General features: G+C 63.4%; 13 protein-coding genes. 8 read left to right on the top strand and 5 right to left on the bottom strand.

Translation table 11 applies throughout. The annotated features are described in order from the left end of the window. Positions 1-59: 59 nt before the first annotated feature. Complete coding sequence (locus QZ650_RS02615; protein WP_292518204.1) at positions 60-344, top strand: hypothetical protein; 285 nt, start codon at positions 60-62, stop codon at positions 342-344. Positions 345-419: 75 nt separating this feature from the next. After that, on the top strand, positions 420-686 hold the full coding sequence (locus tag QZ650_RS02620) for a hypothetical protein (protein WP_292518205.1): 267 nt from the start codon (positions 420-422) through the stop codon (positions 684-686). Positions 687-693: 7 nt separating this feature from the next. Here QZ650_RS02620 and QZ650_RS02625 read toward each other — a convergent pair whose 3' ends face one another. Then, complete coding sequence (locus QZ650_RS02625; RefSeq protein ID WP_292518207.1) at positions 694-1,140, bottom strand: hypothetical protein; 447 nt, start codon at positions 1,138-1,140, stop codon at positions 694-696. 239 nt (positions 1,141-1,379) lie between these two features. Here QZ650_RS02625 and QZ650_RS02630 point away from each other — a divergent pair, with 239 nt between their 5' ends. The 4 genes from QZ650_RS02630 to QZ650_RS02645 all read left to right on the top strand — a co-directional run bounded on the left by QZ650_RS02630 (position 1,380) and on the right by QZ650_RS02645 (position 5,554). Beyond that, a complete protein-coding gene (locus tag QZ650_RS02630; protein ID WP_292518208.1) occupies positions 1,380-2,453 on the top strand; it encodes an NAD(P)-dependent alcohol dehydrogenase in 1,074 nt (357 codons plus the stop codon). Positions 2,454-2,605: 152 nt separating this feature from the next. Then, positions 2,606-3,874, top strand: coding sequence for an amino acid permease (locus QZ650_RS02635; RefSeq protein WP_292518209.1), 1,269 nt, complete (start codon positions 2,606-2,608; stop codon positions 3,872-3,874). A gap of 170 nt (positions 3,875-4,044) precedes the next feature. After that, positions 4,045-5,211, top strand: a complete 1,167-nt coding sequence (locus tag QZ650_RS02640; RefSeq protein ID WP_292518210.1) for an aminotransferase class V-fold PLP-dependent enzyme — start codon at positions 4,045-4,047, stop codon at positions 5,209-5,211. Beyond that, on the top strand, positions 5,183-5,554 hold the full coding sequence (locus QZ650_RS02645) for a hypothetical protein (protein ID WP_292518211.1): 372 nt from the start codon (positions 5,183-5,185) through the stop codon (positions 5,552-5,554). Before QZ650_RS02640 ends, QZ650_RS02645 begins: the two co-directional genes overlap by 29 nt. 93 nt (positions 5,555-5,647) lie before the next feature. On the opposite strand, the gene QZ650_RS02650 is transcribed toward QZ650_RS02645, so the two are convergent. Together QZ650_RS02650 and QZ650_RS02655 are read right to left on the bottom strand one after the other, a co-directional pair. Then, positions 5,648-6,400, bottom strand: coding sequence for a class I SAM-dependent methyltransferase (locus tag QZ650_RS02650; RefSeq protein ID WP_292518212.1), 753 nt, complete (start codon positions 6,398-6,400; stop codon positions 5,648-5,650). A gap of 214 nt (positions 6,401-6,614) precedes the next feature. Further along, on the bottom strand, positions 6,615-7,457 hold the full coding sequence (locus QZ650_RS02655; RefSeq protein WP_292518213.1) for a hypothetical protein: 843 nt from the start codon (positions 7,455-7,457) through the stop codon (positions 6,615-6,617). A gap of 116 nt (positions 7,458-7,573) precedes the next feature. Between QZ650_RS02655 and QZ650_RS02660 the strand changes: the two genes are divergently transcribed. Further along, on the top strand, positions 7,574-8,443 hold the full coding sequence (locus QZ650_RS02660) for an alpha/beta hydrolase (RefSeq protein WP_292518215.1): 870 nt from the start codon (positions 7,574-7,576) through the stop codon (positions 8,441-8,443). 24 nt (positions 8,444-8,467) lie between these two features. Here the strand turns inward: QZ650_RS02660 and QZ650_RS02665 are convergent, their stop codons facing one another. Next, the gene (locus tag QZ650_RS02665; protein WP_292518216.1) at positions 8,468-9,661 is read right to left on the bottom strand and encodes a Xaa-Pro peptidase family protein; all 1,194 of its coding nucleotides are present in this window, start codon (positions 9,659-9,661) and stop codon (positions 8,468-8,470) included. A 91-nt stretch (positions 9,662-9,752) separates the two neighbouring features. Between QZ650_RS02665 and QZ650_RS02670 the strand changes: the two genes are divergently transcribed. Next, positions 9,753-10,499, top strand: coding sequence for a class I SAM-dependent methyltransferase (locus QZ650_RS02670; RefSeq protein WP_292518218.1), 747 nt, complete (start codon positions 9,753-9,755; stop codon positions 10,497-10,499). Positions 10,500-10,507: 8 nt separating this feature from the next. Here the strand turns inward: QZ650_RS02670 and rsgA are convergent. Continuing rightward, positions 10,508-11,499: ribosome small subunit-dependent GTPase A (gene rsgA / locus QZ650_RS02675; RefSeq protein WP_292522451.1), on the bottom strand; the 992-nt coding region annotated here is incomplete at its 5' end.

Genomic DNA, 11,499 nt, shown 5'->3' on the forward strand with positions numbered 1-11,499 from the left:
AGGGCAAGCGATTGTTCCCGGGATCATGTTTTATACGAAGTGACCTATCGAGGGGGGCCATGCTTGAAGATATTGAAGCGGCACAGCAGCGGACCGTGATGGCGGAGATCGAGGAGATGATCCAGACGACGCCCGAGTATGCTGATATACGGGAGGCTCTCCAGTCGTTGAACTTCATACCGGAGCAGGACGATACCGACGTCGCAATCTGGGTGCAGCCTGACCTCAGGATCTTCGTCCTGCTCCAGATGAACCTCGGGGGCGGGTATGCAGGGTACAGGGTTGGTGCCTACGACGACCTTGACAGCCAGAACGGGGAGTTTTCCGGCTACAATGCCCGGTAATGGTTCTGTCCACCCCCTTATCTCACCGCCCCTGCCGGGTCAGGTTTATCTGGACGTGTGCGGTATGGTTCTCGCATGCCCAGACAGATAAAGATTGACCGGGGTGAGCAGGAGGCCATGATTGGCCGGGTCCGGGATGTCTTGACCGCAAACGCCACTTACGACGAGATCCGTAAGGGTCTTGAGGGTCTCGGGTTCAGGGCGAAGGAGGACAGGCCCGCCCTTGCCCTCTGGGAGAACCCCGAGCACGAACTCTTCGTGATGGTTCATATGGATCCCGCGACCGGCAAATTGCGGGATCATGAGGTGAGCACGTTCGAGGAGACGGAGGGGTTCGAGTAGCCCCGGTTCACGCCCAGTCCGGCGGCGGGTCCGCAAAGAGCGCGATGTATCCGCCGATGAGCGTGAGGATGAAGACGATCAGGTAGATCGGGACGGCAAACGTCCGCCCAAACTGGGCAAAGAGCCCGATCCCGGTGATCTCGCCCACGAGCAGGATGAGGCGCAAGAGGAACATAACGAGAAACACGGCGCCGACGGCGCCGAAGATCGGGCCCGGCAGGTTCAGGGGGAAGATGAGGGTGCCGAAGAGGTCGCCGATGAGGAAGACGACCGAGATCAGGATGAGGAGGCCAAGGTTGGCGTTGAGGAACCCGACGATCCGGACAAATATCGGTGCCTGGACGTAGCTGCCGGTGAGTATGTTCAGGACGCCTAACAGGACCAGAAAGATGACGAGCCCGATGGCCCAGGATACGAGGACACCGACGACCGATCTCTTCTTGCGCCCACCCATGCGATCTCTCTGATGAGTGGATGGTGCTTCACTCTTATGGAGTTTCCGGCGGCGTGGGTACCTGCGCCTGCGCGTTCCATACCCGCACAGCGTTCGGACCGCCGGGTGCGAGCGGGGGCATCTCCCCTCACTGATGCCGGGCCCGGTCCGGGGCGCTCTGCCCGCAGAACCGCTGGCCTTCTGATGGCCCATATCTTTATGTCACCGTACCGTTACCCCGACCCGGATGGGATGAGAGAATGAAGGGTCTCGCAATGCTGAAGATCGGAGAGATCGGGTGGATCGAGAAAGAGCGGCCGGCCTGTGGGCCGAGAGACGCCATCGTCAGACCGCTGGCGCTTGCGCCGTGCACCTCCGATGTCCATACTGCCTGGGAAGGGGCGATCGGGGAGCGGCACAACCTTATCCTGGGGCATGAAGCTCTCGGGATCGTGGATGAAGTGGGAGGTGAGGTCAGGGATTTCAGGCCCGGCGACCGGGTCATCGTCCCGGCCATCACCCCCGACTGGGAGACGGAAGCAGCACAGCGCGGGTTCCCCTCGCAGACCGGCGGGCCCCTTGGCGGCTGGAAGTTCTCAAACTTCAAAGACGGTGTCTTCGCCGAGTTCTTCCACGTGAACCTGGCAGACTACAACCTCGCTCATCTCCCGGAGGGGATATCGCTTGAGGCAGGGGTCATGCTCCCGGATATGCTCAGCACCGGCTTTATGGGTGCCGAGAACGCTGAGATCCGGATCGGGTCCACAGTAGCGGTCCTGGGGATCGGGCCGGTCGGCCTCTCCGCCGTAGCCGGCGCAAAACTCCGGGGGGCCGGGAGGATATTTGCCGTCGGGACAAGGCCCGCCGCCGTCAGGGTGGCGAAAGAGTACGGCGCGACGGATATCATCAGTTACAAGGAGGGAAGCACCGTCGACCAGATCCTCGATAAGACCGGCGGTGCAGGGGTCGATGCCGTGATCGTCGCCGGTGGGGGTCCTGATATTATGATGGACGCGATCAACGTCGCCCGGCCCGGATCGGTGATCTCGAACGTCAACTACTTCGGTTCGGGTATCGGGGACCAGGACACCATTCCTCTTCCCCGCGTGGGCTGGGGATTCGGGATGGCGGACAAGAACATCATGACCGGGCTCTGCCCCGGCGGACGGGTGAGGATGGAGCGGCTGGCCGAAGTCGTGATCTACGGGCGGATGGATCCATCCCTCATGGCGACGCATGTCTTCAGGGGTTTCGACAAACTCGAGGAGGCCCTGCTCCTGATGAAGGAGAAGCCGAGAGACCTGATCAAACCCGTCGTCATCGTGGAGGAGTAAAGGCCCGAACCTTTTTTTCCGGCAGATCGGTCGGGCCCGGTCCGGTGTTTCGCTGCTCGTTCGCCTATACAGGCACATCAGTTAACTCTCGCACCGATCGTATGCTTTCCGGCGCTGGCGAGGCTTACGGACGGTAAGGCGATGGCGGTCGTATGGTGAGAAAGGCACCTCTCGGCGGAGTCCGGGTGGACCGGCTCTCGCGAAGACTGACGACGGGGGATGCCGTCGCCCTCGGGCTTGGCTCCATGATCGGAGCCGGCATCTTCACGGCCCTTGCACCGGCGGCGGCTGCAGCTTCGGCGGGGCTGGTCGTCGGCCTCGCAATTGCGGCCGCCATCGCATACTGTAACGCTGCCTCGTCCGCCGGGCTCGCCCGCCTGTACCCGGTGTCGGGCGGCACCTATGTATACGCGCGAGAGCGGTTGAACGAGTTCTGGGCCTGGGTGGCGGGCTGGGGTTTTGTGGTCGGGAAACTCGCCAGTTGTTCTGCGGTTGCGCTCACGTTCGGCAACTACCTCTTCCCGGAGTACGCACGCTGGCTTGCCGCAGGGGCAGTGATCATCTTCACGGCACTGAACTATTTCGGGATCGAGAAGACTGCCGGCGCGACGAAGGTCATCGTTGCGGTGGTTCTGCTCTCGCTCTCCGCGATCGTTGCTCTCGCGTTCACCGGTGAGGCGGAACCCGGCAATCTGCTCCCGCTCCCGGGACCGAACGGTGTATACGGGATCCTGCAGTCGGCGGGGATCTGGTTCTTTGCGTTTGCGGGGTACTCGAGGATCGCCACCCTGGGTGAAGAGGTCAGAAGCCCGGAGACCTCCATCCCCCGGGCGATCGTGCTCGGTCTTGGCATCACACTGGTCGTCTATACCGCCGTCGCCGTCTCGGCGCTCCTCCTTATCGGGCCTGCGCTCCTCGCAGAGTCCGGCGCCCCCCTGGTGACGGTGCTCGCCGGGGCGGGTCTTAAGCAATGGCAGTGGATCGCCAGGGCCGGCGCGACCGCCGCAACGCTGGGGGTGCTGCTCTCCCTTATGACGGGCATCAGCCGGATGCTGTTTGCAATGGCACGAGACTCTAGAATGCCCGCGTATCTCGCCCGGGTCCACCCGGTGCACCGGGTCCCGCATCTCGCCGAGGTGACGGTCGGCGTAATCCTGATCGCCGCGGTGCTGCTCGTGGACCTTCGTGCAGCGATCGGGTTCAGTTCTTTCACCGTCCTCCTGTACTATGCGGTCACGAATACGTCCGCGTACACCCTGACGGGAGAGGAACGGTTGTATGGCCGAAAAATCGCGGTGATCGGCCTTCTCGGCTGCCTCGTGCTCGCGTTCACCCTCCCTGCCGCATCCATGGCTGCGGGGAGTGCGGTCATGCTGGCAGGGATACCGGTCTACCTTTTTGCGAAGCGGCGCAATCCCTGAGACCGGGACGGCTCCGGATCTTGTTGAGGCAGGCCCTGTACCGGATTCCGGGCACCTCTGCCGCCTCCCTTGCCCGTTTGGGCAGTTGTATGCAGCCCCGTGGAAAAAGACCTCCGGGTGTCTGTAACGATTCCTTTTTGACCGTAGAGGACGGACCCTCTGAACGTCGCATGGCCCGGAGTCCACCGATCTACTTAAACAACGCCGCCACGACGTGGCCGAAACCCCCGGAGGTGCTCGATGCCGTCAGGCAGTCTCTTGCCCTTCCCGTCTTCGGGTCAGGGAGGACCACCGGCAGCCAGGGTGAGGATTACGCTACGCTCGCCCGGGAAGCGCTCGCGGCCCTCCTCAACGCAGATCCCCCGGAGCACGTCGCCTTCACCCAGAACGCGACTGACTCCTTAAATATCCTCATCCAGGGGTTCCTCGCCGCCAACGGGGACGGCTGCCATGTTATTACGACCGCGCTCGACCACAACTCGGTCCTGCGGCCGCTCCACGAACTCGAGCGGCAGGGCCGGATCCAGCTGACGGTCCTCCCCTTCGAGAACGGCTTTGTCGGCCCCGATACTCTTGAATCGGCCATCACGCCTGATACCCGGCTCATGGTCACGGCCCACGGGAGCAACGTTCTCGGCTCCGTGCAGGATATTGCCCGTATCGGCGAGAGCCTGCACGATCACGGCATCTTCTTCATCGTCGACGGGGGGCAGACCGCCGGCCATATCCCCGTCGACCTCCGGGCCCTCCCGGTCGACGCCTACGCCTTCACCGGCCATAAGGGCCTCTTTGGAATACCCGGGACCGGCGGGTTCTACCTGCGGGACCCGGAATCGGTCGCCCCCGTCTGTTACGGCGGGACCGGGACGGATTCCTTCTCGCTCTACCAGCCTCGCGAGATGCCGGAGCGGTTCGAGTCCGGGACCCATAACTACCCCGGGCTTGCGGCTCTCGCGGCCGGGGTGAACTACATCGCATCCGTCGGAGTGAAGACCATCGCGGAAAAAGCGGAGCGCCAGACGGCCTTCCTCATTCGTGAGTTGAAGAGCGAGCCCAACATCACGGTCTACAACGAGTCCCCATCCCTCCCCATCGTCTCGTTTAATATCCGTGGCATGGAGAACGACGACGTGGGGTTCATCCTGGCCCGTGCCTACGGGATCGTCGCCCGCACGGGGCTGCACTGTGCACCTCTCATTCATCGGGCGATCGACGGAGGGAGAGGCTCTGTGCGGCTCAGCCTCTCCTGGTTCACGACGGACGAGGAGTGCCGGATCGCCGCACGGGCAGTAAAGGAGATCGCACAAAATGCGGATAGTTCGGTCGGTTCGTCATAAATCCTGCGCAGACGGCTCGTTCATGAAGGAGTTCCTCCTTGATGCCCCGGTACCCGCGGGGTTCTTTACCTACCTCGGGAACTTCGGGCAGGTTGAATCGATCCCCAACATCGGCGAGGGGTTCTACAGGTTCGAGAAGCCCGACTGGTTCTCCATCAAGGGGTTTATAGGCGACACCACCGTTGAGGTCCGCTTCAAGAAGGAGGTGATGGACCTGACGGTGGATTTTCTCTACTTCCTCTTCTCCTTCTACCGGGAGGGGCCGAGGGATCTCTCGGCGTTGAAACAGAGGGAGCAGGCGGTCGGAAGACGGGTGAGAGAACGCCTGTACGGGCCTGAGTGACGAAAAGCGCGTGGGTCCGGAGATCCGGCATGGCGGACAGGAACGTCATGGCCGGACCATGCATCGGCGGCCGTGGAACCCTTGTGCCCGGGTTCACCCATCAACCGGTTTCTGGAAGCAGATAAAGCGATGGCTGCAGTGCATGATGTCACGATCGACCAGGGATTGCATCAGTCTTGCAGTCAGGCCCTCACCCGCAAGGCTCACAGAGGTGATCAACGAGGTTAAGGGAGACAACGGATCCGGAAGGCCCCGGCGCCGCAGGGTGTCGCGAGCCATGGCATACGGCCAGTAGAGGGGTGATGCGCTTGAGATTGCACTCTCCTTCACGATCATGCCGCACCCCTCAAAGAGCGATCGATACTGCTCCCATCTCCGGTATACTGTCGGCCCGTTGAAGTCACTCTCGTGTTCCCTGAACTCCGGGTCTTCCCTTGCAATCCTCTCGATGAACGTGACATGCCCCCCCGGCCGGACAACCCGGCAGATCTCGTGTACGGTGCGGGCAAGTTCATTGTCATCGGTGATGTACCGCAGGACCCAGACGGCATTGACAAGGTCGAACGCGCCGTCCTCGAAGGGAAGGGGCATGCCGTCGAGGACCCGGTGCTCGGCGTTGTGGATGCCTGCTGTATCCGCCGCCAGCCGTGCCGCCTTCACCATATTGGGTGAGATGTCCACGCCGACAACGTGGTGCACCTGCCGGGCGAACCAGAGCGTCCACCGGCCGACACCGCATCCATAATCGAGGACAACAGAGTGTGGCTCCAGCCTGACCGCTCTTGAAACGGACCGTTTCTGGCTCATGTCGATGTAGACATGGTCCAGATCATCGCCACCTATCACTGCCCTGAACGGATGCTGGTGGTTTTGCACGTTCGTCTCGTCCCAGGCATCCCGCTGTTCCTTCAGGCTTTGCGTGAGCTCACCTCGTCCGATTCAGGAGTGAATCTCGGGAGAGTATTTAGGGTTTTCGGCTGTGTGGTATATCGGATCCCCCGCTACCCGCTCTTGCCGCGAGTTCTGCGGGGTACTGCTCTACAAGAAAGGCTGTTGAGGCTCAGTACACGCCATCGCCGGTGACGAGAATGCCTCTCACCGGGTAGGTGCCGTTGCACGGACCCCTGAACTCATGGCGCAGACTCTCGTGGTACGAGTTCGACTGCCAGCCAAGAACCCACCATTGGTTTGTCCCCAGGAAGTCCACCGAGATGTTGAGGACGTTCTCATCTCCGGCGTCAAACGAGAGGATGAACGGGACCTCGACGACGTAGCCGGAGGACCCGGGGCTCACGTAGTAGTCGTCGACGGGCCCACCGGAACCGCTGAGGTTGCCGGCGATCCGGTAAGGTGCAAGCAGGGGCTCGACCCCAATCGGCGTTCTGGTCTCGATCTCGTGATCCGACTCGGTAACAGGCATGGATAGTTCCATCTCGACGAGCACCGGCGTCTCTTCCGAGTACCTGTCGGAGTAGACGTGGGTCGGTCGCGGGAGATCCGATTCGTTCTGCCCGGGCATGATCCCGATCGGCTGGATGCGATTTTTGTAGACGGGATTAATCCGCTCGGCCGAGATCTTCAGCATGGGAATCCCGCTGACATTCTCGATCCTCGCCGATATATCGCTGTTGAAGTTGCTGAAGCTCGCGCGGGAGAGATTGAAGGGTGTGACGTTTGTACCGGTATCCGGGTTGTAGTAAGAAGGAAGGGGGATCAGGAGGACCGCATCGTCGAGAGGGCCGGACGTCGAGATCTTCAGGCCGTAATGATACGACGACCTGAAACTCTCCGCCGATGATTGGGCAAGAGTTACTGCGGTCAGCGCTATGAATACGAGGAGGATCACCGCGAGGATGCCTGCCGTGATGAGCGCCGCCCTGAAAAAACCCGATCGATTCCCCATTGCCGATCAGGGTTCTGGCGGTTGAGGACATCAGGCTTTCTATTAATCGTTTTGTGAACCGGACCACAACTTCTTATAGTGATACGTCCCCGGACCCGCAGAAGAGGTGACATACTATGTCCTATATCACCGTCGGTAAAGAGAACTCGGGCACCATTGACCTCTACTACGAGGATCACGGTGCGGGGAAACCGGTCGTCCTGATCCACGGCTGGCCGCTCTCGAGCAAGTCCTGGGAGAAGCAGGTGCCGGTCCTGCTCGATGCGGGCTACCGCGTCATCGCCTACGACCGCAGGGGGTTTGGGAACTCCGCCAAACCGACCTTCGGCTACGACTACGACACCCTGGCAGAAGACCTGCACAGACTCATGACGGAACTCGACCTCACCGGCGCAACGCTCGTCGGGTTCTCGATGGGCGGCGGCGAGGTCGCCCGGTATCTCGGCACCTACGGAAGCGATCGCGTGGAGAAGGCCGTCTTCATATCCGCGATCCAGCCGTACCTCTTGAAGACATCCGAGAACCCCGAAGGCCTCGAGGGCAGCGTCTTTGACGGGATCATGGAGGGCATCGCCGCCGACCGTCCGGCGTTCCTCGCGAGATTCCTCTCGGACTTCTACAACGTCGACGTCTTTAAGGGCGACCGGGTGAGTGACGAGGCCGTCCGTCTCAGCTGGAATATCGCGGCCACCGCCTCCCCGCGGGGCACGCTCGACTGCGTCTCTGCATGGCTGACCGACTTCCGGAGCGATCTTCAGAGTATCGACGTCCCGGTTCTCGTGATCCACGGCGATGCCGACCGGATCTCCCCCTTCCCCGCCTCGGGCAAGCGCATCCCCGAACTGGTCAAAGAGAGCCGTCTCGCGGTGATCGAGGGCGGGCCGCACGGGATCACCTGGACCCACGCCGACAGGGTCAACCGCGAGTTACTGGAGTTTCTTGAGCAGCGGGCCGAGCCTATGGAGCCGGTTGTCGGTCTCTCCTGAACGGGCGGGAGGCCCCTCTCCCCCTCACTCCACCGGGATGAGGCCGGGGTTCGTCCCGGTGATGCACCGTCCGCCGCCGGGCGTGACGACGAAGGTGTTCTCGACCCCGACCATCCCGACGCCCCGGACCCCTTTCTTTGGCTCGAGGGCGAGGACCATCCTCTCTTCGAGCGGCTCATCGAAGCCCTTTGCGATCACCGGGGCCTCGTCCACCTGGAGGCCGACGCCGTGGCCCAGGAACTGCACCCGCCGGTCCCCGTAGCCCATGAAGTTCTCAAGGAACGCGGGTTCGAGGCCGTCAAGGATCGCAGCATAGATCTCCGAGGGCCGGAACCCCGGCCGGAGCATCGCGGCAGTCCTGTCCTGGACCTCGACGCACCGACAATGGGCCTCGACCGCCTTGTCGGGGAGCGATCCGCGAAAGATGTACGTCATCGTCTTGTCGGTGTGGTAGCCCTGCACCCCGCACGCGCAGTCGAGGAAGACCAAATCTCCCGTCTTAAGCGTCCGGTCACGGCTGCCGAGCACGGGGGCGCCGGGAGCCATCCCGCGGGACCCGCCCGGCCCGTCGAAACTGGTCGGGTAGATGGAACTCTCACCGAACCCGAGCTGCCCGAGGACCATCTCCGTCCCGAACATGCCGAACCGGGCAATCCCGTGGTGCCCTTCCCGGACAAGGAGGGCATAGACCTCGCCGCCGAGTTCCGCCTCGCTCATCCCCTCGCGGAGCATCGCGGGGACACGGTCCTCGAGGACGTGCCGGTGGATCCGCCCCGCCCGCTCCATGAGCGCGAGCTCGTAGGCGCTCTTCCTCGCCCGGACCGCTGCCGCCTGTGCGTCGAGCGGCTTTACCTCGCGGCTGGGAAAGTGCTTCCTGAACCGCTCAAGCAGCGCGAGGGGGACCACCTCCGTCTCCACATGGACCGTCCCCGGAAGCGCCCCCATCCCGGCCGCCGCATCGCGGAAACTCTTCATCGGCCGGATATCGGGGAAGTGCGACTCGTCAAGCGCCCGCTCGTAGCTCCGGCGTACCCAGAGGACGGCCTCGCCGGCGCGGGGGATGAGGAGGACGGAGTCCTGCATCGTCCCGGTGAGGTAGAACTGGTTCACCCTGCCAAAGATTGCCGCAAACTCCCACGAGGGGCTGTCAGCGTCCATGCGGGCCCGGAACCGCTCCATGCGGTCGTGGAGTTCGGAGGCGGGGGTTCTCTGCTCCATACCCATGATCTCTGCGGCGATGGTATTTAGCTCTGGCGTCCCCCAAGCCGCTCCGTCGGGGTTTATCAGGTCGCATGGCACATTACGAGCGATGGAAACCCCTTTCATATTCACCATGCACGAGAACCTGCCCCGCCAGGGGCCAGGGAGCAACGCCTGCACCCGAAAGGCCTTCTCGATGCTCGCCGATCTTCCGGCCCAACCTGAGATCCTGGATATCGGGTGCGGGGGCGGGATGCAGACCGTCGAACTCGCCCGGACCTGCCCCGGCTGCCGCATCACCGCCACCGATATCCACCAGCCGTTCCTCGATCAACTTGCCCGGAACGCTGCATCGGCGGGGGTGAGCGACCGGATCACCACGGTCCGCGCCTCGATGGACGACCTGCCGTTTGACGACGGATCGTTCGACGTCCTCTGGGCTGAGGGCTCGATCTTCATCATAGGGTTCCGGGAAGGGCTCGTTGCGTGGAGGCGGCTCCTCCGTCCCGGCGGCTACCTCTGCCTCACCGAGGCAGCCTGGTTCGTCGAGAATCCCTCGCCGGAGGCGGTGGCGTTCTGGAACGACTGCTACCCGGCGATAACGACGGTCGCGGCAAACCGCGCGATCGCCGAGGACGCCGGCTACGAGGTCGTCGCGACCTTCCCGCTCCCCGCGTCCGCATGGTGGGACTACTATACGCCGAGGAGCAAACGGCTTGCTGACCTGCGGCAGAAAGTCGCCGACAACCCCGGGGCGGAGGCACAGGTTGAGTTCGCCGACCGGGAGGTCGCCGTCTACCGGGAGCATGCCGACGAGTACGGCTACGAGTTCTTCATCCTCCAAAAGAGGGAGTGAACCGACCATCACCTCCCTTTTGTCTTCCCGATATCCCGTGCGAGTTTTCCAATCCCTTTCCAGCGTTTCTTCTCGAGCCGGACCAGCCCGATCTCCGCTTTCTCCTCCTCAAAGGCGAGTTCCCGCATGAGCCTCCGGTAACTCTCCAGCCGTGCCGCGGGGAGGGTCCCGTCCGCGACGGCCGCCTGCACCGCACAGCCCGGCTCCCCCTCGTGCCGGCAGTCCGAGAACCTGCAGCCCTCCGCGAGCTCGAGGATCTCGGGGAACGTCCCGGCGATACCGGCGGACGCCGTCCCGATCCCAACTTCCCGCAGGCCGGGGTTGTCGATCATGAGCGCTCCGCCTTCGAGGACGAAGAGCTGGCGGACGGTCGTGGTGTGCCGCCCTCTCTCGTCGTAGTCCCGGACATCCGAGGTCTCCTGCACCGGACGGCCCATGAGCCGGTTGATCAGGGTGGACTTGCCGACGCCCGACGAGCCGATGAGGGCGATCGTCGTTCCCGGCAGGAGGTAGGCACCGAGCCGGTCGACGCCCTCCCCGCTCACGGCGCTGATGGGGATGACCGGTATGCCGGGCGCGACCGCGGCGAGGCCGCCGGCGAGCGTTGCGGGGTCGTCCGCGAGGTCGGACTTGTTGATGACAATGGCCGGGCGGGCGCCGGATGCGCGGGCGATCGCGAGGTAGCGCTCGATCCTGCGGGCGTTGAGGTCGCGGCCGGCGGCGGTCACGATGAAGACCGTATCGATATTCGCCGCGATGACCTGGTCGGTGCCGTCACGCCCCGCGCTCCCCCGCTCAAAGAGGGTCTTTCGCGGGAGGATATCGACGATCGTCGATCTCCCGGCCTCCGGCTGATGGAGGAGGACGACGAAGTCCCCCACCGCCGGGAAGCGGCCGAGCCTCCGGAGCGCCCCGGAGATACCGGCCGTGACGGACCCGCCGTCGATGAGCACGTCCCACACCGTCTTCTGCCGGCAGGCCACGCGGCCGGAGAGGTACT

This window comes from Methanoculleus sp. (assembly GCF_020696975.1).
Taxonomy (GTDB): Archaea; Halobacteriota; Methanomicrobia; order Methanomicrobiales; family Methanoculleaceae; genus Methanoculleus.

Coding starts and splice junctions, on each gene's coding strand:
- QZ650_RS02645 (WP_292518211.1), top strand. CDS start 5,183: ATGCGGATAGTTCGGTCGGTTCGTCATAAATCCTGCGCAGACGGCTCG.
- QZ650_RS02665 (WP_292518216.1), bottom strand. CDS start 9,661: ATGGAGCAGAGAACCCCCGCCTCCGAACTCCACGACCGCATGGAGCGG.
- QZ650_RS02640 (WP_292518210.1), top strand. CDS start 4,045: ATGGCCCGGAGTCCACCGATCTACTTAAACAACGCCGCCACGACGTGG.
- QZ650_RS02635 (WP_292518209.1), top strand. CDS start 2,606: ATGGTGAGAAAGGCACCTCTCGGCGGAGTCCGGGTGGACCGGCTCTCG.
- QZ650_RS02630 (WP_292518208.1), top strand. CDS start 1,380: ATGAAGGGTCTCGCAATGCTGAAGATCGGAGAGATCGGGTGGATCGAG.
- QZ650_RS02625 (WP_292518207.1), bottom strand. CDS start 1,140: ATGGGTGGGCGCAAGAAGAGATCGGTCGTCGGTGTCCTCGTATCCTGG.
- QZ650_RS02620 (WP_292518205.1), top strand. CDS start 420: ATGCCCAGACAGATAAAGATTGACCGGGGTGAGCAGGAGGCCATGATT.
- QZ650_RS02615 (WP_292518204.1), top strand. CDS start 60: ATGCTTGAAGATATTGAAGCGGCACAGCAGCGGACCGTGATGGCGGAG.
- QZ650_RS02655 (WP_292518213.1), bottom strand. CDS start 7,457: ATGGGGAATCGATCGGGTTTTTTCAGGGCGGCGCTCATCACGGCAGGC.
- QZ650_RS02660 (WP_292518215.1), top strand. CDS start 7,574: ATGTCCTATATCACCGTCGGTAAAGAGAACTCGGGCACCATTGACCTC.
- QZ650_RS02670 (WP_292518218.1), top strand. CDS start 9,753: ATGGAAACCCCTTTCATATTCACCATGCACGAGAACCTGCCCCGCCAG.